Consider the following 20,763-nt stretch of genomic DNA (forward strand, 5'->3'; position numbering starts at 1 on the left):
GCAGGTGAACGGTCCGAAGTGGTGTTCGGGTCCGTTCGATAGGACGAGTACAGCGAGGCGGGCTGTTGATCGACAGGCTTGTCCGGAGCGGACAATCAACGAGCGTGGGACCGGAGTTGATCGGAGGGTCAGGTCAGCTGCCGGACTCCCGCCCTCGGCCGCATGCGGGGGAACGGCACCGAACGGCGAGGCAGCAGGTTGTGGGCCGGATCGCGGTCGGCGACGAAGGCCCGCGCCAGGGGGTCGAGCCGGTACGCGCCGAACCGTTCGGTGGTCCGGAGCATGCCTGCCTCGACCAACTCGTCGATCAATTGATCGGCTCCGGCGAGGATTGATTCGTCGCCGTGAAGCTCCGGCCGGTCCAGGTGCACGAGCCGGTCGAGCAGATCGGAGGCCGGGTCGCCGAGCTGGACGTGCGCCGAGTTGAGGATCTCGCGCATGGAGAGGTCACCGACGCTCAGCCAGTCCAGCAGCGCCTCCGGGCGGTCGAGCCGGCCCACGGCCTGGCGCAGCGACAGCTCGGGGCGGGCGAGCAGCTTGCGGGTGGCGATGTCCAGCGCCAGCGGCAGATCGCCGCAGAGGTCGGCCAGCCGGTCGGCGCTCGCCGGGTCGGCCTGGGCGCGCTCCGGCAGGCCCCGGGCGATCAGGGCGACGGAGTCGGCCCGCGGCAGCGGCTCCAGCCGGACCCGCCGGACGTCGCGCAGGCCGAGCAGCGAGGAGCGGCTCACCACGAGGGTGGTACTGGTGGGCGAGTCGACCAGCAGCGGGCGGACCTGCCGCTCGCAGTACACGTCCTCCAGCAGCACGAGCACCCGGCGCTGGACGAGCAGCGAGCGGTAGAGCCCGGCCCGCTGGTCCACCGTCGCCGGTATGCGCTCGGCGGGCACCCCGAGGGCCGTGAGGAACGCGCCGATCAGCGAGGACACGTCGTACCCTCCCTCGGGCACCGGTCCGACGACGGCGTGGAGCTGGCCGTCCACCATGCCGGGGGCCAGGTGGTGCGCGTGGTGCAGGGCCAGTTCGCTCTTGCCCACGCCGATCGGGCCGCTGATGACGACGGGGCCGGCGGGGGCGGCGGCGAGCCGGGCCAGTTCCTCGGCCCGGCCCACCAACCCCTGCGGGCGGGGCGGCAGTTGGAACGGCTTCGGCAGCGACGGCGTGGCACCCTGCGGCTGCGGGGGTGTCGCCTCCGGCTCCGCTTCCCGCGGCTGCGCGGCCGGGCGCGGCGGTGTCACCGGTACCCCGCTGCCGGCCGCCGCCAGCCAGCGCCGGCGCCACTCCTCCCGGTCACCCCCGCAGGCGGCCACGTAGGCCAGGGCGACCTGCAGCGTGGGCAGCCGGTGCCCGTTCGCCGCGCTGGACAGGACCGAGGCCGAGTACATGGCGGCCTTGGCCATGTCCCGGTACGTCGGGCTGCCGGCCTCGATCCGCAGTTTGCGCAGGCGGCCGGCGAAGTCCGCGACCGCTCCCCCCGAGGCGTCCACCGGTTTCTCCGGTCTCCCCATTTCCATCCCCTGATCTCTCGTATACGTACTGGATGGGCTCGTATACCTCTGGAAAGCGCGAGGGGCGGACCAGTCCGGTGTCACCGACCGACCCGCGCCCCCGTGCGCGGGTACGTCTGACGGGCCGCGAGGTGTCTCCCGCGCCGCTCAGCGACTGAAGCTGCTGTTCACCGCGCCGAAGTCGAGCGCGTCGGCCTGCACGTCGTACGTGCCCTTGCCGACCATCTCGGCGGCGGCCCGGTGGGCCACCGTGTAGGCGGCCTGGGCGATGGCGGTGCCGACGCTGACCCGGCGGACGCCGACCGCCTCGAACTCGGACACCGTCGGCGCACCCGGACCGGCCATCACGTTGACCGGCAGCGGCTGGCCCTTCACCAGCTCGGCGATCACCGCGAGGTCGAGCAGTCCCGGCACGAACAGGACGTCCGCCCCCGCCTCGGCGCAGGCCGTGGCACGGGCCAGGACGTCGGCCGGCCGGCCCTCGGGCGCGCCGATCCCGAAGAGGAAGACGTCGGTGCGCAGGTTGATCACCAGCTCGGGCAGCCCGGCGCGCTCCGCGGCCTGTCGCGCGGCGCGGATCCTGGCCGCCTGCTCCTCGGCCGTGAACAGCTCGCCGTTGGGCTTGGAGTCTTCGAGGTTCACGCCGACGACGCCCGCCCCGATCATGACGGTGACGGTCTCCGCGACGTCCTCGGGCGCGGGCCCGTACCCGCCCTCGATGTCGGCGGTCACCGGGACGTCCACGGCGTCGACGATGCGGCGCACCAGGGCCGTCATCTCGTCCCGGGTGAGGGCCTGCTGGTCGGGCTTGCCCGCCGACCAGGACACACCACCGCTGGTGGTGGCGACGGCCTTGGCGCCGCCCTGGGCGATGAGCGCCGCGCTGCCGGCGTCCCAGGCGTTGGGCAGCACCAGGACGCCCTTGTCGTGCAGTTCGCGGAAGAGGACGGCCTTGACCTGCTGGTTGTTCGCCATGACGGCACCTTTCACAAAAGAGGATCTAATGAACATGCTTCCCTGAAAGGGAATTACGGTCGACGGATTCCGGGGGACTCCGTCAGGTCTGGACCTGAGAGCCGCGCGCCCGGGGACTTGCGGGGAGGGATCCCTCGGCCGGTCGATGCGACCAGGTCCGCGACCGGCCCACGAACCGAGGTGGCGCCTCCATGGAGCACGGCGGGGGCGCCACCTCCGGATCGGAAGGGACGGGTCGCAAGGACGGGCGGACGGACGGGTCGGAAGGACGGGTCGGAAGGACGGATGACGCGGACCGGACGACGAGGACCGGGTGGAGAGGAGAACCGGGTGCGGGGGACGGGGCCGGCAAGGCCGTTTCGGAGGGGACTGAACGGAAGTGGCCGGCCGGACGGGAGGGGGACGGACGTGTGCGGCGGTTCGGATCGCGGACGTCACACGGCCGCGGGCTCCCGCAGCAGCGTCTTGTCGGTCACCGGACGCTTCATCGTCACGGACATGATCGCCGCGCCGATGCTGAGGGCACCGGCGACGTACCACGCGGGCGCGTAGCTGCCGAAGCCGTCGCGGGTGAGGCCGGCCGCGGTGGCGGCGAAGGCGGCACCGAGCTGGTGGGCGGCGAAGATCCAGCCGAACACGATCGGCGCGGACATGCCGAAGTACTCACGGCACAGGGCGACGGTCGGCGGCACGGTGGCGATGAAGTCGAGTCCGTAGAAGATGACGAACACCAGCATGAAGCCGGTGACCTCTGCGCTGAACAGCTGCGGCAGGATCAGCAGCGACACCCCGCGCAGCGCGTAGTAGGCGAGCAGCAGGATCCGCGAGTCGTAGCGGTCGCTGAGCCAGCCGGACAGGACCGTGCCGATGAGGTCGAAGATGCCGATCAGGGCGAGCAGCCCCGCGGCGGTGACCGTCGGCATGCCGTGGTCGTGGGCGGCGGGGATGAAGTGGGTGTTGACCAGCCCGTTGCTGGTGGCGCCGCAGATGGCGAACGCCAGGGCGAGGAACCAGAACGGCTTGGTGCGGGCGGCGCTCTTGAGACCGTCGAGGGCGAGCCGTGCCGCGTTGTTGACGGGCGGCGGCGTGGGGACGATCTCGTCCGCGCCGTACGGCGGGATCCCGACGTCGGCGGGGTGCTCACGGAAGAAGATCAGCACGAGCGGCACCGTGGCGAAGGCCACCACGGCCACCACGATCGCCGCGGTCCGCCAGCCGCCGGGCGCCTCGGAGAGCTTCGCCACCAGCGGCAGGAACACCAGGGAGCCGGTGGCGCCGCCCGCCGAGAGCAGGCCGGTGACCAGGCCCTGCTGCTTGACGAACCAGCGCGTGCCGATCGTGGCGACGAAGCCCAGGGAGATGGCGCCGGCGCCCAGGCCGACCATGACGCCCCAGAGCATCACCAGCTGCCAGGACGCGGTCATGAAGATGGTCAGGCCGCTGCCCAGGGCGATCAGCGACATGGCGCCCGCGGTCACCTTGCGCACGCCGAAGCGTTCCATCAGCGCGGCGGCGAACGGCGCGGTGACGCCGTAGAGGGCGAGGTTGACGGACATGGCGAAACCGATGGTCCCGTTGGACCATCCGAACTCGCGATGCAGCGGCTCCACCAGGGCACCGGGGGTCGCCCGGAACCCAGCCGCCGCGACCAGCGCGACGAATCCGATGGCCGCGATCATCCACGGCCACATGAACTTGTGACGAATCATTCGTCCAGCGTGGTGGATGCCCGACGGCCCGGAAAGCCGAGCGCGAACACCTTGTCAGGTCCGCGCTTACCATGGGCCGGCAGCGCGATCGCCGTCGGCCGGCGGGGCGTTCAGCCTCCGATGGTGAGCCGCCGCTTCTCGGTCGTCTGGTCGATCTCGGACGAGCGGACGGTCAGCGTCACCGTCCACGCGCCCGCCAGCGGAAGCCGGACCACGCCCTTCCAGCTGCCGGTGCCGTCCGCACGGAGCGTCACCCGCAGCGGGCCGAGGTTCTCGGCCGGCAGCGTGAAGGCCAGCCCGGTCTCGGGCACCTCGGCAGGCCGCCCGTCGGCCCCGGCCAGCCGCAGTGTCACGGTACGGCCGCCGGACGCGGCCGGGGCGAGCCGTACCGTCGCCGTGCCCCGGGCGTTCGCGGTCCGGCCGCCCGTGTCGTACGGGATCGTCAGCGTCAGGGGCCGGGCGGACGCGGCGCTCGCTGCCGGGTCGCGCGGGGCGGAGCCGTCCGTGCCCGCCGTCCGGGCCGGGGGTGTGGCGGTGAGCATGGTGGTGACCACGAGGACGGCGACGGCCATGACCGACTCCGCGAGGACGGAACGGCGCAGGGCCACCCGCGCGGACCCGTGCGGACCCACTCGCGCGGACGCGTCCCCGGCCTCCGACGGCGCCGGGTCCGCCGCCGGGTCGGCGGAGTCTGCCGCCCGTGTCCCGGAGCGTCGCAGGCGGGCGAGGCGGGAGCGGGAGAACCAGGCCGCCGCGAGCATCAGGGTCACGCACCCGGCCTTGATCAGCAGCAGCCGGCCGTACTCGGTGTCGAACAGCGCCGCCCAGGAGCCCAGCCCGCGCCAGGACTGGTACAGCCCCGTCAGGACGAGGACCGTCACCGAACCGGCCGCCACCAGGGAGAAGCGGTCCACCGCGGCGGGCGTGAGCCCTTGCCGGAGCCCGACCGCCAGCGTCACCAGGCCGCCCAGCCAGGCCGCCATCGCCAGCAGATGCAGCGCGGTCACCGGCAGGGCCAGCCAGACCTGGATGCCCTCGGAGGCGTGGTTCGTCATGACCCAGGTCGCCGACAGCCCGACCGCCAGCGCCAGTCCGGCCGCGCCGAGCCTCCGCCGGGACCAGGGCCGGCCCTTCACCGCGTCGTCGGCGTTCCCCGACGGCGTGGACTGCCCCAACTGGCCCACCAGCAGCACCAGATACACACCGCTGGCGGCGAGCAGCAGCAGGCGGATCGCCAGGGCGACGTAGATCCGCTCGTCCATGGGGACATGGGCCTGCGCCGTCGCGGGATCCGCCGACGGCGTGACACCGCTGCCCTGTTCGTAGGGGCCGCGCAGCATCATCAGCACGATGGTGGAGCCCAGCAGACCGATCCAGCCGGCCGCCAGCAGCTTCTGCACGCGCCGGACCGCCGCGCCCGCCGGCCAGCAGATCAGGACGAAGGCCACCGCACCCGCGAGCAGCGCGAACGCGGCGTACGCGACCGCGCGCCCGGTGCCGTACAGGAAGGAGATCAGACCGTCGGTGCGGGCGCCCCGCAGTTCCTCGACGGAGACGGAGCTGGCGGACGGCTTGCCGACGGAGAACGTGAACGCGCCGCCGCCCGGGTGCGAGTCGGCGAAGATGACCTGCCAGGCCACCGTGTAGGTGCCGTCGGCGAGGCCGTCGCGCAGGGCCACCCGCACCGTCTCCGCGCGGTCGCCGGCGTGTCGGGGGGTGCCCGTGTCGACCCGTTCGCCCGCCGGGTCGAGGATCCGGAGCGCGTCGGCCGGCAGCGTCACCCCCTCGCTGAAGGTGAGCGTGACGGCGGACGGCTGCCTCGGTACGACCGAGTCCGCCGCCGGGTCGGTGGAGTCGAGTTCCGCGTGGGCGGCCGCGGTTCCGGCCCCGCCCAGCACGATCAGCACGGCCGCGAGCACCGCCGTCAGCGCGCCGAGTGCCCGGCGCACCCGCACGGATCCCCTGTTCATACCTGCCTGCTCCCCCGTCGGTGGGTGATCGGCCCGCCCCGCGCGCGAGCGGGACGGGATGACGGACTCGTGGTCGTGGACGGCCGCGCGGACCCGGCCCCGGGTGCGCACGGCCCCGGCGTCATGAACTCCGCCGCGCCGGCGGGTTGTCGAGCGTGAGGGCGGTGCAGCGGACCCCGCCGCCGCCCTTGGACAGTTCGGTCGTGTCGAGTTCGACCACCTCCAGGCCCCGGTCCCGCAGCGCGGCGGCGAGCAGCGGCGCGCCCCGCGTCATGGTCACGGTGGTGCCGTCGCTGACGAGGTTCAGCGCGAACCGCGCGGCCTCCTCGGCGGACACCTCGACCAGCTCGGCCCCGAGCCCCCGCAGGGTCCGCAGGCTGGGCGCGTCCAGGGCCTCGGGGCAGTACGCCAGCAGGCCCGGGGCGAGGACACCGACGGCCAGGTCGAGGTCGTACCAGCGGCTGCTCACCGTGCGCAGCGGAACCACCTCGTAGTCCAGTTCGCGGGCCAGCACCCGGAGCATCCGCTCGTCGGTGCGCTGGCCGTACGCCGTGAGCAGCAGCTCCCCGTACGCCAGCGCGTCGCCCTGGCCGCTGAACGCGTACGGCGCCTCGACGACCTCGAACCCGCGGTCGGCCAGCCATTCCTCGAAGTATGGCAGTTCGGCCTTGCGTTCGGCCGGCGGGTTGCCGAGAAGGGCCCGGTCGCCGCGGACGACGGCGGCGTTGGCGGTGAACACCATGTCCGGGCAGTTCGGTGCGGACGGCACGTACTCCACCTTGCGGCCGGCCGCGAGGTGCGCGTCCACGATGGCCTGGTGCTCGGCGTGGGCCGCCTCGATGTCGGGCTGGACGGCTGTGTCCATATAGGGGTTGATCGCATAGTCGACCCGGAAGTGGCTCACGTCGGAGACAAGCAGTTCGCTGTTCACGGTGCCCTTTCTGGTGGTCTGTAGGAGCCGCCCGGTCGGCCGGGCCCCGTACGTCTCGCGCGGCCGCGTCGGACCGGATCGTCGGTGTGTTCGGTCCGGTCCCGGCTGGGGTGATCGGCGTCCGCGTACCGACGAGTCCAACAGGGCCCCGGATTGACCGGGAGCTTTGAACGGCGAAAGCAATCAAGTACGGGGTGGGGTGGCGTCGTTGTCGTCGGCCGTCAGGGCCTTCCAGGGGCACGCACGCACGCACCGAGGCGGCCCGTGGGACACACCGGCGCGGCCCGTGGCACGCACCCACGCATCCCGTGGCGCGCGCCGCACCCGGGCCCAGAGAGGGGCCGGCACCCCGGCAGAACACACCCCCGAGGCCGCCGCGCGCCAAAGGTACGGACTTGACGGAGTCGGCCCGGCACTTTCGGAGAAGGGGAGGGTGCCGGTGCGCGGTCGCGGAGTATTCAAGGAGCCGGTTCGAACGGCTTCGCGTCCCGCCGAACGGCGAAGTCCCGCGGAGCCCGGCGAAGTCGGCCGCCGCGCGATCGACCGCCCGTGCCACGACGGCACGCGGGACGAGGGTCGTCCGTCCGCGCGGCGCGGGGAGCGGTGCGGCGTTTCGGACATGCCCTCTCAGTTTCGGTGAACGATTCTCGACCACGGAGGTTCTTGGTGACCAGCGACGCGATCGCGACCCGACCGGTATCAGCCGGGCCGGCCCTGTTGGACGACCCGGGCGAGCTGTGGCGGGCCCTGCCCGCGCGGCAGCAGCCGGAGTGGGAGAACCTCGACCTTCTGGCCACGGTCACGTTCGACCTGGCCGACCGGCCGGGGCTGGTCACGGCCGGGGAGGTGGCCGAACTGCGGGGCCTGCTGGCCCAGGTGGTGGCCGGACGGTTCCAGGTGGTCCAGGCGGGGGACTGCGCCGAGGACCCGGCCGAGTGCGAGCCCGGCCACGTCACCCGCAAGGTGGCGCTGCTGGAGGCCCTCGCCGGGGTGATGTCCATGAACACCCTGCTGCCCACCCTCAGGGTCGGCCGGATGGCCGGCCAGTTCGCCAAGCCGCGCTCCCGCCCGACCGAGCTGGTGGACGGCGTCGAACTGCCGGTCTACCGGGGCCACATGGTCAACAGCGCCGAGCCGGACGCGCGTTCCCGGCGCCCGGACCCGCGCCGGCTGCGCTCGGGCTACGACGCGGCGAGCCGGGCCATGGAGGCGCTGCGGTCCCGGATCGCCCTGCAGCCCCCGGCCTTCGTCACCCCGGTGTGGACCAGCCACGAGGCCCTGCTGCTCGACTACGAGGCGCCGCTGATCCGCACCGACGAGACGGGCCGGCGCTATCTCGCCTCGACCCACTGGCCGTGGATCGGGTACCGCACCAATCAACTGGACGGCGCCCATGTGGCGTTGCTGGCGTCCGTGGCCAACCCGGTGGCCTCCAAGGTCGGCCCGGACATGCGGGTCGACGAGCTGCTGGCCCTGTGCGAGCGGCTGGACCCCGACCGTGAGCCGGGCCGCCTCACGCTGATCGCCCGGATGGGCGCGGACGCGGTCGCCGAGCGGCTGCCCGCCTTGGCCGCGGCCGTCCGCGACGCCGGGCACCCGGTGGTCTGGCTGTCGGACCCGATGCACGGCAACACGGTCAGCGCGGCGGGCGGTCTGAAGACCAGGCTCGTGGCGAGCGTCGTCCGTGAGGTGCGGGAGTTCCAGAAGGCGATCGACGAGGCCGGGGCGGTCGCGGGCGGTCTGCACCTGGAGTCCACCCCCGACGACGTCGTCGAATGCGTCGACGACGCGCGTTCCATGGACTCCCTCGGGGACCGGTACACGAGCCTGTGCGATCCGCGGCTGAATCCGGCGCAGGCGCTGGAGGTTGCCGCCGCCTGGCAGGGCCGGTCGCTGCTGCACTGACGCGGGCCGCGTTCCGGTCCCCCGGTGAAACCCCTGGTCGGCCCCGGCCGATCGTCGTCGATCTTTGGATTCGTCATGGATGTCGGTGGAACAGACAACGTCGATGGAATAGCGGACAGCGTCGCCCTGGTCACCGGAGCGGCCGGGGGCATGGGCGAGGCCGTGGTGCGTACGCTCGCCGAGCGCGGCGCCGTGGTCGCGATGCTGGACCGGAGGGCGGACCGGCTGGAGGAACTGGCCGCGCGGATCAGGAAGTCGGGCGGGCGGGCGGAGGCGTTCCCCGCCGACGTCACCGACGGCGCCGCCGTCGAGACCGCCGTCGAGCTGGTGGAGCGGCGCCTCGGCCCGCTGGCCCATCTCGTCAACGGAGCCGGGGTGTTGCGACCGGGCCGGGCGTGGGCCCTCACCGACGAGGACTGGGCGTCGACCTTCGCGGTGAACACCGCGGGCGTCTTCCACGTCTCCCGCGCGGTGGTCCGGCGCATGATCGAGCGGCGGCGGGGTGCCATCGTGACGGTGGCGTCCAACGCGGCCGGCACGCCCCGCATGGACATGGCCGCGTACGTGGCGTCCAAGGCCGCCTCCACCATGTTCACCAAGTGTCTGGGGCTGGAGGTGTCGCGCTTCGGGATCCGCTGCAACGTGGTGGCGCCCGGTTCCACCGACACCCCGATGCTGACCGCGCTCTGGGACGCGGACGCCGAGCGGGCGTCGGTCGAGGGCGTCTCGTCGGCCTTCCGTGTCGGCATCCCGCTGGGGCGCATCGCGCGTCCGCAGCACGTCGCCGACGCGGTGGTGTTCCTGCTCTCCGACCGGGCCGCGCACATCACGATGCAGGACCTGACCGTCGACGGCGGCGCGGCGCTGGGTCACTAGTGCCTTCATCTTGCCGCCGGCCCTGGTGGCGCGGGGTGCGGTGCGACGCCCGCACCGCACCCCGCGCCACCGGGGCCGCACCGGCCCCCCGGCCCCCCGGCCCCCCGGAGAGGAGACATTCCGTATGGGAATCCCGGCCATCGCGGCCTACCCGATGCCGACCGAGGACGAACTGCCGCAGAACACCGCCCGGTGGACGGTGGACCCACGGCGGGCGGTCCTGCTGATCCACGACATGCAGAAGTACTTCGTCGAGCCCTTTCCCGCGGACCGGTCCCCGGTGACGGAACTCGTCCGCAACGTCACCGCTCTGCGGGAGCGGTGCGCGGCGCTCGGCGTCCCGGTCGCCTACACCACCCAGCCCGGCGGGATGACGGAGGAACAGCGCGGTCTGCTGCGGGACTTCTGGGGCCCCGGTATGACGGTCGCCCAGGAGCATCGTGAGGTGGTCGACGCGATCCGGCCCGCCGCGGGCGACCTGGTGCTGACCAAGTGGCGCTACAGCGCCTTCCACCGCACCCGGCTCCTCGCCTCGATGCGGGCGTGGGGGCGCGACCAGCTCATCGTGTGCGGTGTGTACGCCCACGTCGGAATCCTCATGACCGGCGCGGACGCCTTCGCCTCCGACATCCAGGCATTCCTCGTCGCCGACGCCGTAGCCGACTTCACCCCCGAGCACCACCGGTTCGCCCTGCGCTACGCGGCCGAGCGGTGCGCGATGACGCCGACGACCGCGGCCGTCCTCGACCGGCTCGCCCCGGCGGAGGCCGCCGGACGACTCCGCAAGGAGGGAGCGCCATGACACACACCGAGCGGACCGAACCCAGCGGACCGAGTCGACCGAGGCCCCTGAGTCGACCGAGCGAACCGCGTGACGCGTACGACCCGCAGGACCCGTCGCCGCTCGGGCGGATCCTGGCAGCGCCGTACCCGGAGTTCGCGCTGCTGCACCGCCCGAGGACCGGACCGGCCGACCGGATCGAGGTACTGGTCGGCGACTCGGCGGAGGTGGCACGCCTCGCCGACATCCCGCTGCGGGAGGGCACCGCCGGCCGGGACGCGGGCACCGGGAGCGCCGAGCACGAGGTCCTGGTCGTGGTCCCCTACCGACAGCTCGCCGAGCGCGGGTTCGAGGCGGTGGACGACGGTGCCCCGGTCATCACGTTGCGGGTCCGTACGCAGACGTCGATGCCCGTCGCCGAGGCGCTGACGCGCTTGCCGGACATCCGGGCCGACCTGGCCGACGGTGGCTTCGACCTCGACGACGCGGCGTACGCGGACCTGGTCCGCCGTATGGTCGAGGAGGAGATCGGCAGCGGCGAGGGCGCCAACTTCGTGGTCCGCAGGACGTTCGTCGCGGACATCTCCGCGTACTCCCCGCTCGTCGCCCTGGCGGTCTTCCGCCGTCTGCTGGAGCGGGAGCGGGGGGCGTACTGGACCTTCGTCGTCCACGCGGGCGGCCGGACGTTCGTCGGCGCGACGCCGGAGCGGCACCTGAGCCTGGCGGACGGCGTCGCGGTCATGAACCCGATCAGCGGCACCTACCGGTACCCGGCGCAGGGCCCCACGCTGACCGGGGTGCTGTCCTTCCTCGCCGACGCCAAGGAGGCCGACGAGCTCTCCATGGTCGTCGACGAGGAACTGAAGATGATGGCCAGGATCAGCGACTCCGGGGTCCGGGCGCACGGTCCGCGGCTGGTCGAGATGGCGGGCCTGGCGCACACGGAGTACGTCGTCGAGGGCCGGACGAGCGCCGACGTCCGCGACGTCCTGCGGGAGACCCTGTTCGCGCCCACGGTGACCGGGAGCCCGCTGGAGAGCGCGGCCAAGGTCGTCCGCAGGTTCGAGCCGCACGGCCGCGGCTACTACAGCGGGGTGCTGGCGCTCATCGGCCGCGACGCCGAGGGCGGCCGCACCCTGGACTCCTCGATACTGATCCGGACCGCCGTCATCGACGCCGCGGGCCGGATGACCCTCGGGGTGGGCGCCACCGTGGTCCGTGACTCCGATCCGTGGGCGGAGGCGGCCGAGACCAGGGCCAAGGCGGCCGGACTGCTCTCCGCCCTCGGCCACGAGCCCGAACCCGAGTCCGAGTCCGTCCCCGAGCCCGAGCCCGAGCCCGAGCGCACCGTGCCGTCCGCGAAACCGGGGCCGGGGCGACGGCTGGGGTCAGGGCCGGGGCCGGCGTCGTACGCCCGGCATCCCGATGTCCTCGCCGCCCTGCGGCAGCGCAACAGTGCCCTCTCCTCCTTCTGGCTGGGTGACACCGCGTCCGACGCCCGTCCGGTGCCGGGGCTGGTGGGCCGCAGGGTGCTGGTGGTGGACGCGGAGGACACCTTCACCGCGCTGTGGGACCACCAACTGCGGTCGCTGGGGCCGGTCGTGACCGTGCGCCGCTTCGACGAGGCGCACGCCCCGGACGCGTACCGCCTCGACGCGCACGCCCCCGACGCGTACGACCTCGACGCCTACGACCTCGTCGTGCTCGGGCCGGGGCCCGGGGACCCGAGACGTCTGCGGCACCCGAAGATCGCCCGGCTGCGCACGCTCACCCGGCGACTGCTGGACGAGGGGCGGCCGTTCCTGTCGGTGTGTCTGAGCCACCAGGTGCTGAGCGGCCTGCTCGGCCTCGACCTCGTCCGCAAGGAGCACCCCGACCAGGGTGTGCAGAGAAAGATCGATCTGTTCGGCCGGCCCGAACTGGTCGGTTTCTACAACACCTTCGCCGCCCGCACGGACACGGATCTGATCGTCGCGCCTGGGGCGGGGGACGTGGTGGAGGTGTGCCGCGACCGGGAGAACGGCCAGGTCCACGCCCTGCGCGGACCGGGTTTCCGTTCGGTGCAGTTCCACCCGGAGTCGGTGCTCAGCCAGAACGGCCCGGCTCTCATCGCCGATCTGCTCGTCTCCCTCCTGGAGGAACGGCGCCCGCCCGCGGACCGGTTCCGCACCCGCCGGGCCACGGAACGACGGGATCTTTGCGTCCCCGCTCACTAGGATGACCCCGCCGACAGGAGGGGGAAGGGCATGACGGGCGGACGGCTCCGACATCTGCGCGCGGCTGCGGTGAACATCGACGGGGTGATGCTGAACGACACGTTCAGCCCGGTCATCCACCACTTCATCGTCAGCCGGGGCGGTGTCTACACGGCGGACCTGGAGCGGCGCATCTTCTCCCAGCGGCAGGCCGAGGCCGCGCGGGTGATCGCCGAGGCGGCCGGCGTCGCCTGGTCCCCGGAGAAGGTCCTGGAGGTGTACTTCCGCGAGAGGGCCGAGTACGTGGAACGCCACGGCGTGCGGATCCTCGACGGGGCGCTCGCCCTGGTCGGGCTGCTCCGCGCGTCGGGTCTGCGGACGGTCTGCTACGGCGGCCTCGACCGCTCCCACTTCGACAGCGCCCTGGGCGCGCACGCCGACCTGTTCGACGACCCCGGGTACGTGTGCACCGACGCCTACCGCCCCGGGATCCGCGAACTCGTCACGGAGACGTTCGCGCTGCGGCCCGACCAGGTGCTCGTCATCGACGACGTGGCACGGGTGGCCGAGACGGCTCGCGGGCTCGGGGTGCCGTTCATCGGCAGCCCCAGCGACTTCGAGCACGGCTTCCAGCGGGCGGCGATGCGCGAGGCGGGCGTACGCCATCTGGTCCGGTCACCGGCCGAGATCGGGGAGGAACTGCTGCACACCCTGGACGCCGAGGCGGCGGCCGGCACCTGCTGGCAGGAGCGCTGAGCAAAACGGCCGAGCAGAGCGGCCGAGTGGGGCGGCCGAGTGGGGCGGCCGAGTGGGGCGGCCGAGTGGGGCGGCCGAGTGGGGCGGAAAAAGCGAAGTATCTTGCGTCATCGCCCAATTGAGAGACGCTATTCCGTTCTGTGACGACCCGGTTGCGCTATGAAGTGGGCATGACATCCTCAGGGAGTGGACTTCTCGCCGACAAGGTCGCCCTCATCACGGGCGCGAGCAGCGGGATCGGCGCGGCCGCCGCAAGGGTCTTCGCACGCGAAGGTGCCAGCGTGCTGCTCGTGGCGCGACGGGAGAGACAACTGGCCGATCTGGTCGACGCGTTGCAGGCCGACGGGTACAAGGCACGGTACGCGGTCGCCGACGTGGCGCACGGCAGCGAGGTGGCCGAGGCGGTCCGCACGGCCGTCGAGCACTTCGGGCGACTGGACGTGGCCTTCAACAACGCCGGGTACGGAGTGGGGCAGACCCCGCTCCATCTGATCGACGACGAGACGTACGACCGGATCATGGACACGAACGTCCGCGGAGTCTGGAACTGCCTGCGCCACGAGATCGCCGCCATGCTGGAGACGGGCGGTGGCTCCATCGTCAACACCAGCAGCGTAGGCGGCCTGGTGGCGACGCCGGTCGCGGCGCCCTATGTCACCTCCAAGCACGCGGTGGTCGGTCTGACCCGCGCGGCGGCGGCCGAGTACGCCGACCAGGGGATCCGGGTCAACGCGGTGGCTCCGGGGACGACACGCAGCGAGATGGTGACCGACTGGTTCCGGGAGAACCCCGCCGTGGAGCCGATACTCCATCAGCTGACCCCGCAGTCGCGGACGGCGGAACCCGAGGAGATCGCCGAGGCGGCGGCCTGGCTGTGCAGCGAACGCGCCTCGTTCGCCACCGGTGTGGTCCTGCCGGTGGACGGCGGCTTCACGATCCTCTGACCGGACGGCGAACGGGGTTCCGCGTCACGCGGAACCCCGTTCGCCGTATCTGTGACGCTCATCGTGCGCGTCGCGTGCGCTGCGTGCGCCGCGTGCACCGCGACCGGTGTCCGTCGCCTCCGCCGTGGCGGCCGGCGAGCCCCCTCCCCCGAGGCTCGCCTATGCGACGGTGGGCACCGCCAGGACGATCGTGCTGGTGAACGCCGTACGGCCGTCCTGTTCGGCCCGCACGGAGACGACCCTGACCGCCGGATCGGCCGACTCGCACTCCTTCGCCTCGATCAGGCAGGGCGCGTCGAACTCCACGTACCGCTCGAACGTGTTCTCGGTGGAGATCACCGTGCTGCCGGGCGCGAGCACCCGCGTGACCTGCCGGGCGGCCTCCAGCAGCACCATGCCGGGTATGTGGTCGTTGGGGTGCTCGAAGAGGATGGGGTGCCGCTGGTCGGCCCGCAGCAGCCACCGGCCCGCGGAGTCCCCCGGGGTGAGCACCACGTCCGGGGCGTACCGACGGTCGACCAGCGCCGGTTCGACCGGTGCGGCCAGCGGTGCTTGCACCCGGGGGCCCTGCGTCAGCCGCTCACCGCGGATCCGGCGGTAGACCTGCGGCCGGAGCATGCTGGCCTTCGCCACGCCCGAGCCCACCGGCCGGCCGTCGCGCATGACGTCGACGTGGAAGTCCACCCCGGCCAACTGCCCGCCCCGGCGCCGCACGTTCTCCGTGGTGATGGACAGCGACAGCTCGGCCGGCGTCCCGAATATCTGCAACTGCGCGGGATCACAGGTGTACTCGAGGCCGTTGAGAATGAAGTGGCTGTCGAGCGGAACACCGAACTCGGCGTGCGAGAGCAGGGTGCCGACCTGACGGATGGTCTCCGCGACCAGCGTCGGGTCGTAGCGCTCCCCGCACGAGGACGTGAAGTAGCTGTGTGCGCGCGGCCACTGTGCGGAGGCCACGAAGCGGGAATCGTCCAGGCGCTGCCACCCGGTCAGGAGCACCTCGGCCACGGCGGCGCGGTGCACGTACTCCTTGGGCACCGTGGTGGTGAAGCGTGACTGTCGTCTCTGGGCCGGGATGAAGACCTGGGAGCTGGAATCGGAGCCGTAGAGCCGGTCGAGCAGCGGAAGCGGGGCTTCCAGTTCCACGTCGTTCTCGAGCATTGTTACGGACATGTCCCCCCCAAAAGGAGATTCGAACCCCTGTCGGCTCCATCACAATACAGGTCAGCCGGTTTTTTTCCAGCGTCTGAGGGCATCGACTTGGTAAGTTGTCGTACCGGCCGTTCCGAGGACCACTCCGGTCGGCGGTGGCAAAACCTCGAGCACAGGAGAAACCGCATGGCACAGCAGGCGCGGGCAGTGGAGACGAGGCGGCTGATCCTGCAGGGCGCGGCGTTGGTCTTCGACGAGATGGGCTACGACGCGGCGTCGATCAAGGAGATCCTCTCCCGGGTGTCGGTGACCAAGGGCGCCCTGTACTTCCACTTCCCGTCCAAGGAGGACCTGGCGCGCGGCGTGCTGGAGGAGCAGACGCTCCACCTGCACGTGTCACCCCAGACGTCCAAGCTGCAGGAGGTGATCGACCTGACCATGGCGGTCGCGCACGCGCTGCCGAACGACGCGATGCTGCGCGCCGGCAGCCGTCTGGCGCTGGAACGAGGGTCCATCGACTTCGCGGCGCACAGCCCCTTCCTGGCCTGGGCCAAGGTGTGCGAGGACCTGCTGGAACAGGCGAAGCGCGACGGCGAGGTGCTGCCGCACGTCGACTGCCACGAGACGGCGGAGCTGATCGTCGGATCCTTCACCGGGATCCAGGCGTTCTCCCAGATCAGCTCGGCTCTGCTGGATCTGGAGAAGCGGGTGTCGGCGATGTGGAAGCACATCCTGCCGTCCGTCGCCATCCCGGCCGCACTCGCCCGCCTCGACACGGCTCCGGACCGCGGCGCCCGTCTGCAGGAGGCGGCGCTCGCCCGGCAGTGACCAGGGGACCCTCGGCCGCTCCGAGCGGCGGGCGGGCTCCGAGCCGGCGGTGCCCGCGGCCGCTCGACGCACCCCGGCACGACACGACACGGGGCCTGCAGCCGACACGGACCACGGACGCACACGGGCAGGCCCGGCGCCGCTGAGCATGAGCAGGCGCCCGGCCGGCCGAGATCCGGGGGCGCACCCCGCCCCCGGCCCCCGTCAGCAGCTGCGACAACAGGCGCGCGCACACTCAGCCCGCTTCGGTCGACGGCCATCCTGACGCAAGGGCATTCCGACCCGCGCCGATCAGCAGCGCGGGCCCTCGGCCTTCCCTGAAACAGCAGGACGCACCCCACCCAGGCCGACAGTCGACAGTCGACGCGCGAGCAGCGAGCAGCGAGCAGCGAGCAGCGAGCAGCGAGCAGCGAGAGGAACGGCGCACGCGGGAATCGGCACCGGGGAAATCCACCCGCGTCGGCCCACCCCTTACGCCGATTCACCGTCCGCGCGGCGACCGCCCACGAACGGCACGGAGGCATCGGCCACCTCGGCCGATGCCGGTCAGCGACCAGGCCGGCTTGTCCTGATCGAGCAGCGACCACGAGCAGCCTCGGCACAATGGGGCAGTGACCACGAACGGTGCGCCCCCAACGAGCGGCGACCACTAGCGGTCTCGCCCCGAACGAGCAGTCGACCACTAGCGGTCTCACCCCGAAGGAGCCGCGCGCGAGGCCGCGCCCAGCCGCCCCGCCCGGACGCGCAGGGCCTCCCCCGGCGCTCCCCGACCGGCGGGCCCGAGCACCCACCCACTGCCCGCCGCCCGAGGCCGCGAAGCCGCTAAGCCGCTAAGCCGCGAGGAGCCCACGGACATGCGCCCCCTCCCCGCTCCCACCAGCGGCAGAACGCCCCACCCGGGCCCCGCCACGCACCTCCCCGCCTCACCCCACACCGGCCCGACCCTGCCAGTTCGCCCGCTCCCCCGGGCGTCCGCGTTCCCGCGTGCCGGCGCCGCGCGCTGACGCGCCGCGCGAGGCCGGGAGCGTGGCCCGCCCCGCGGGGCGCAGGTGGCCGATCCGGTCCGGAGGCACGAGGGCGGGCAGCAGGGACTCCCACACATGGGTGATGGTCGCCGTGGCCAGCCAGCTCCGGTCCTGGCGGGAGAGCATCTCGACGCCGGCGGTGGCCGCGGTCAGCAACCGGGCGGCGTGCCCCGGATCCAGGCCGGGCAGCAGCTCCCCCCGGCGTCCGGCCCGGGCCAGCATGAGCGCCACGGCCCGCCGCCAGCTGGGATAGGCGCCGGGGTGGCCGCTGCCGCCCGGCCGGCGCTCGTCGGAGAGCCGCAGACCCGCCCGGAACACCACGTCGTGCCTGATCCGGTGGGCCAGCCCGTGCGTCGTGTCGATCAGCACCTGCAGCACGGGCCCTCCAGGCGCCCTGGCCGCCCGGAGGATGATCCGCCAGTCCGCGCTCGCCTGCGCGGCGACGGCCTGGGCCAGCTTCTCCTTCGAGGTGAAGTGGAAGTACAGGGCCCCCTTGGAGACCCTTGCCGCCTCCACGATGTCGCTCAGACTCGTCGCCCCGAACCCCTTCGTGTCGAAGCAGACGGCCGCGGCCCGGACGATCTGCTCGCGAGTGCGTTCGGCTCGCTCCTGGCGTGGCATGGCTTCTCCCCTCGTCACGGCGATCTCCCTCGGGCCCGCGCCAGAGTGCAGCCGGTGAACACCCCCACAATAAACCAACCGTGCGGTATATTATTGCCTCAGGTCGACATCGTTTGCGGAGCAGAACGACCTGACGAAGTATAGAAAACCAACCGTCCGGTATTGTATGGTCGATCTCGACGTCCAGCAGAAGGAGGGGGCCATGGAAGGCGTGGAGAGCGATGACCGGGCGCAGACCTGGGGAGACGTCGCGGACGACTTCGTCACCGAGTTCTGCCGGCGGATGCTGGCCTCGCTGAAGCGACGGGACCAGCGCACCCGGGGCGAGTGGTATGTCTCCGGACTGCTGTCCGTGCCGGGACGCAAGTCCATGCGCGCCCTGGCCGCCGTGACCGACCACGGCGCGGCAGAGCAGAGCCTGCACCACTTCATCAGCGACTCCTCCTGGGCATGGGCTCCCGTACGGCAGGCACTCGCCCGCCATCTGGACCGGGTCCTGCTGCCGCAGGCCTGGGTGATCGGCTCCATGGCCATCCCCAAGGCGGGTGCCCACTCCGTCGGTGTCGAGGAGTCCTTCCGCTTCGACCTCGGCCGCGTCGTCAACAGCCAGCAGGCGTACGGCGTCTCGCTGGCCAACGAGCAGTTGAGCGTGCCCGTCAACTGGGGCCTCAACCTGCCGGCCGAGTGGCTGGAGAACGCGGAGCGACGCCGCCGGGCCCGGATCCCGGACGACGCCGCGACCATGAGCGTGGAGGCGGGCGCGGTGCACACGGCCGCCGAACTGGCTGAGTCGGCCTGGGGATTGAGGCGCCGTCCGGTGGTCCTGGACGCCCGTACCCTGGACGCCCCCGCGCTTCTGGACGAGATCACCCGCCGGGGAATCCCCTTCGTCATGCGCGTCGACGGGGCGACCCGGGTGCTCGGCTTCGACCCCGGTCAGCCGCATACGGGCAAACAGCTCTTCCAGGCACGGCAGTTGGTCGAGCGGGGGAAGAAACTGTCAAAGCCGGTCTGCTGGGTCGACCCGGAGTACTCGATCACGCGGTCGGTCCTGGTGAGCGGAACCAGGGTGACCGTACCGATAGGAGGCGGGCCGGCCCGGCCCGCACTGCCCGATCAGGCGCTGACGCTCGTCGGCGGCTGGCCGATGCAGAAGGGCGGCTCACCGGAGCTCTGGCTGTCGAACCTGGTGGACGTGCCGCCGGCCGCACTTCTGCGCCTGGGGCGGCTCACCCGGCGGGCGAGCAAGGACTTCACGGAGGTCAGCACCCGGGTGGGCATGCGGGACTTCGAAGGACGCTCGTACGCCGGCTGGCACCGCCATGTGACGCTCTGCTCCGTGGCGCACGCGATACTGGTGCTCTCCTCGGCCCGCCGGCAGCACACCGGCGTCTCACATGGACTGTCCGCCTGAGACGGCGGGCACGGCCTCCAGGCCCGCCCGCCGGACCAGTTCGGCCTGGGCCGCGGCGCGCATCGCGGTGATCGGCACGCCGGTCCGGCCGGTCAGCAACTCGATCTGCCGCTGGGCCCGGTACAACAGCGGGGACACACCGTCGATCACGATGCCGCCGACGAAGCCCGCCGCCTTTGCCAGCCGGGTGGGCCAGGCCGAACACGCGGCGTCGAGGACGGCCGCGCCGGAGCGGGCGACCCTCGGGGCGAGGGCGTCCGCCGCACCGGCGGGCAGCGTGGAGACCACGACGCCGACGCCACGGAGCAGCCGGTCCAGTTCGTCGAAGCGACGCAGGTCGACCGAGACTCCCAGCCGGCCGGCCGCCGCCTCGGCCTCCCTGGCGCCACCGCGCTCCCTGACCACGACCACCGGCTCCCGGACACCGACCTCCCGCAGGGCGGCCAGCGCGGCGCAGGTCGCGGCTCCACCGCCCAGCACCACGGCGGAACCGGGCGCGTCGAGCCCGGCCTGCCGCAGCGCGGCGACGATGCCGTGCACACCGCAGTGGTCACCGAAACTCCGGCCGTGCCGCAGGACCACCGTGTCCGCGCCCCCCACGTCCAGGGCCAGATCCGACACCTCGTCGACCAGCGGCAGCACCGCCCGCTTCAGCGGCGTGGTCAGGCAGAGCCCGGCCCAGCCGTCGCCGAGCGCGTCGAACAGCGCGGGCAGCGCGGATGCGTCGCACTCGACGGCCTCGCAGTCCCAGCCGAGCCCCATGGCCGCGTAGGCGGCCCGGTGCAGCGTGGGCGACAGGGAGTGGCCCGCCGGCGACCCGAGGACCGCCACGCGGTTGCCCTCGCCGTCTCCGGAAGGTGTCCGGTCCATAAGTGTCCGGTCCGTGTACATGGATCGTGGACGCTCCTTCCGCGTCGGAGAGTGGACTTCGGATATCGGGACAGTTTAGGAGCCGGATCGCCCGGACGGCGCGCCGACTTGACATAGACCGGCGGTGAATCGGATGGCCCGCCCTGTCCTCCCGGATGCCGTCCCGAACCTCATCCCGGACGCCGTCCCGAACCTCCTCCCGATCGCGTCCCGATCCCCCTCTCGTCGCTTTCTCGTTCACCCCACGCTCTTGTGGATCCTTTCCCCTCCCTTTCCCGGCCCTTTCCCGTCCCGGCCCCTCCCTCT

General features: G+C 72.5%; 16 protein-coding genes. 8 read left to right on the forward strand and 8 right to left on the reverse strand.

Annotation, left to right across the window (positions count from 1 at the left end):
- Positions 1-128 precede the first annotated feature (128 nt).
- The 5 genes from SCAB_RS05685 to SCAB_RS05705 form a co-directional block, all read right to left on the reverse strand.
- A complete protein-coding gene (locus tag SCAB_RS05685) occupies positions 129-1,505 on the reverse strand; it encodes a helix-turn-helix domain-containing protein (RefSeq protein WP_037726973.1) in 1,377 nt (458 codons plus the stop codon).
- A gap of 147 nt (positions 1,506-1,652) precedes the next feature.
- Positions 1,653-2,480 (reverse strand): isocitrate lyase/PEP mutase family protein, encoded by an 828-nt coding sequence (locus SCAB_RS05690; protein ID WP_012999096.1) that lies wholly within the window; start codon positions 2,478-2,480, stop codon positions 1,653-1,655.
- 434 nt (positions 2,481-2,914) lie between these two features.
- Positions 2,915-4,189 (reverse strand): MFS transporter, encoded by a 1,275-nt coding sequence (locus tag SCAB_RS05695; protein ID WP_012999097.1) that lies wholly within the window; start codon positions 4,187-4,189, stop codon positions 2,915-2,917.
- Between the two features lie 110 nt (positions 4,190-4,299).
- Positions 4,300-6,159, reverse strand: a complete 1,860-nt coding sequence (locus tag SCAB_RS05700; protein ID WP_041668910.1) for a copper resistance CopC/CopD family protein — start codon at positions 6,157-6,159, stop codon at positions 4,300-4,302.
- Positions 6,160-6,280: 121 nt separating this feature from the next.
- The gene (locus SCAB_RS05705; protein ID WP_012999099.1) at positions 6,281-7,090 is read right to left on the reverse strand and encodes a dimethylarginine dimethylaminohydrolase family protein; all 810 of its coding nucleotides are present in this window, start codon (positions 7,088-7,090) and stop codon (positions 6,281-6,283) included.
- Between the two features lie 666 nt (positions 7,091-7,756).
- Between SCAB_RS05705 and SCAB_RS05710 the strand changes: the two genes are divergently transcribed.
- The 6 genes from SCAB_RS05710 (at position 7,757) to SCAB_RS05735 (ending at position 14,547) form a co-directional block, all read left to right on the forward strand.
- Positions 7,757-8,995, forward strand: a complete 1,239-nt coding sequence (locus SCAB_RS05710; protein WP_012999100.1) for a 3-deoxy-7-phosphoheptulonate synthase — start codon at positions 7,757-7,759, stop codon at positions 8,993-8,995.
- A 75-nt stretch (positions 8,996-9,070) separates the two neighbouring features.
- Positions 9,071-9,871, forward strand: a complete 801-nt coding sequence (locus tag SCAB_RS05715; protein ID WP_012999101.1) for a 2,3-dihydro-2,3-dihydroxybenzoate dehydrogenase — start codon at positions 9,071-9,073, stop codon at positions 9,869-9,871.
- Positions 9,872-9,995: 124 nt separating this feature from the next.
- Positions 9,996-10,673, forward strand: a complete 678-nt coding sequence (locus tag SCAB_RS05720) for an isochorismatase family protein (protein ID WP_012999102.1) — start codon at positions 9,996-9,998, stop codon at positions 10,671-10,673.
- Positions 10,670-12,868 (forward strand): phenazine-specific anthranilate synthase component I, encoded by a 2,199-nt coding sequence (locus SCAB_RS05725; RefSeq protein ID WP_012999103.1) that lies wholly within the window; start codon positions 10,670-10,672, stop codon positions 12,866-12,868. The genes SCAB_RS05720 and SCAB_RS05725 overlap by 4 nt, the downstream gene beginning before the upstream one ends.
- Before the next feature lie 30 nt (positions 12,869-12,898).
- Complete coding sequence (locus SCAB_RS05730; RefSeq protein ID WP_012999104.1) at positions 12,899-13,603, forward strand: HAD family hydrolase; 705 nt, start codon at positions 12,899-12,901, stop codon at positions 13,601-13,603.
- A gap of 170 nt (positions 13,604-13,773) precedes the next feature.
- Positions 13,774-14,547 (forward strand): SDR family NAD(P)-dependent oxidoreductase, encoded by a 774-nt coding sequence (locus SCAB_RS05735; RefSeq protein WP_012999105.1) that lies wholly within the window; start codon positions 13,774-13,776, stop codon positions 14,545-14,547.
- Positions 14,548-14,706: 159 nt separating this feature from the next.
- Here the strand turns inward: SCAB_RS05735 and SCAB_RS05740 are convergent, their stop codons facing one another.
- Positions 14,707-15,708, reverse strand: a complete 1,002-nt coding sequence (locus SCAB_RS05740; RefSeq protein ID WP_012999106.1) for a ScbA/BarX family gamma-butyrolactone biosynthesis protein — start codon at positions 15,706-15,708, stop codon at positions 14,707-14,709.
- Between the two features lie 177 nt (positions 15,709-15,885).
- Here SCAB_RS05740 and SCAB_RS05745 point away from each other — a divergent pair, with 177 nt between their 5' ends.
- The gene (locus tag SCAB_RS05745) at positions 15,886-16,527 is read left to right on the forward strand and encodes a ScbR family autoregulator-binding transcription factor (RefSeq protein ID WP_012999107.1); all 642 of its coding nucleotides are present in this window, start codon (positions 15,886-15,888) and stop codon (positions 16,525-16,527) included.
- Positions 16,528-17,450: 923 nt separating this feature from the next.
- Here SCAB_RS05745 and SCAB_RS05750 read toward each other — a convergent pair.
- Complete coding sequence (locus tag SCAB_RS05750; RefSeq protein ID WP_012999108.1) at positions 17,451-18,173, reverse strand: ScbR family autoregulator-binding transcription factor; 723 nt, start codon at positions 18,171-18,173, stop codon at positions 17,451-17,453.
- Between the two features lie 202 nt (positions 18,174-18,375).
- Here SCAB_RS05750 and SCAB_RS05755 point away from each other — a divergent pair, with 202 nt between their 5' ends.
- Positions 18,376-19,587 (forward strand): IS701 family transposase, encoded by a 1,212-nt coding sequence (locus SCAB_RS05755; RefSeq protein WP_041670397.1) that lies wholly within the window; start codon positions 18,376-18,378, stop codon positions 19,585-19,587.
- Here the strand turns inward: SCAB_RS05755 and SCAB_RS05760 are convergent.
- A complete protein-coding gene (locus tag SCAB_RS05760) occupies positions 19,567-20,478 on the reverse strand; it encodes a shikimate dehydrogenase family protein (RefSeq protein WP_012999110.1) in 912 nt (303 codons plus the stop codon). The two genes, SCAB_RS05755 and SCAB_RS05760, sit on opposite strands and share 21 nt — an antisense overlap.
- Positions 20,479-20,763 lie beyond the last annotated feature (285 nt).

Origin of the sequence: Streptomyces scabiei 87.22 (assembly GCF_000091305.1) — a bacterium.
Lineage (GTDB): Bacteria > Actinomycetota > Actinomycetes > Streptomycetales > Streptomycetaceae > Streptomyces > Streptomyces scabiei.

Excerpts from the sequence above, each read along its gene's own strand:
- SCAB_RS05700 (WP_041668910.1), bottom strand. The coding sequence starts at position 6,159 with ATGAACAGGGGATCCGTGCGGGTGCGCCGGGCACTCGGCGCGCTGACG.
- SCAB_RS05725 (WP_012999103.1), top strand. The coding sequence starts at position 10,670 with ATGACACACACCGAGCGGACCGAACCCAGCGGACCGAGTCGACCGAGG.
- SCAB_RS05735 (WP_012999105.1), top strand. The coding sequence starts at position 13,774 with ATGACATCCTCAGGGAGTGGACTTCTCGCCGACAAGGTCGCCCTCATC.
- SCAB_RS05755 (WP_041670397.1), top strand. The coding sequence starts at position 18,376 with ATGGAAGGCGTGGAGAGCGATGACCGGGCGCAGACCTGGGGAGACGTC.
- SCAB_RS05750 (WP_012999108.1), bottom strand. The coding sequence starts at position 18,173 with ATGCCACGCCAGGAGCGAGCCGAACGCACTCGCGAGCAGATCGTCCGG.
- SCAB_RS05695 (WP_012999097.1), bottom strand. The coding sequence starts at position 4,189 with ATGATTCGTCACAAGTTCATGTGGCCGTGGATGATCGCGGCCATCGGA.
- SCAB_RS05730 (WP_012999104.1), top strand. The coding sequence starts at position 12,899 with ATGACGGGCGGACGGCTCCGACATCTGCGCGCGGCTGCGGTGAACATC.
- SCAB_RS05745 (WP_012999107.1), top strand. The coding sequence starts at position 15,886 with ATGGCACAGCAGGCGCGGGCAGTGGAGACGAGGCGGCTGATCCTGCAG.
- SCAB_RS05720 (WP_012999102.1), top strand. The coding sequence starts at position 9,996 with ATGGGAATCCCGGCCATCGCGGCCTACCCGATGCCGACCGAGGACGAA.
- SCAB_RS05690 (WP_012999096.1), bottom strand. The coding sequence starts at position 2,480 with ATGGCGAACAACCAGCAGGTCAAGGCCGTCCTCTTCCGCGAACTGCAC.
- SCAB_RS05685 (WP_037726973.1), bottom strand. The coding sequence starts at position 1,505 with ATGGGGAGACCGGAGAAACCGGTGGACGCCTCGGGGGGAGCGGTCGCG.
- SCAB_RS05740 (WP_012999106.1), bottom strand. The coding sequence starts at position 15,708 with ATGCTCGAGAACGACGTGGAACTGGAAGCCCCGCTTCCGCTGCTCGAC.
- SCAB_RS05715 (WP_012999101.1), top strand. The coding sequence starts at position 9,071 with ATGGATGTCGGTGGAACAGACAACGTCGATGGAATAGCGGACAGCGTC.
- SCAB_RS05760 (WP_012999110.1), bottom strand. The coding sequence starts at position 20,478 with ATGTACACGGACCGGACACTTATGGACCGGACACCTTCCGGAGACGGC.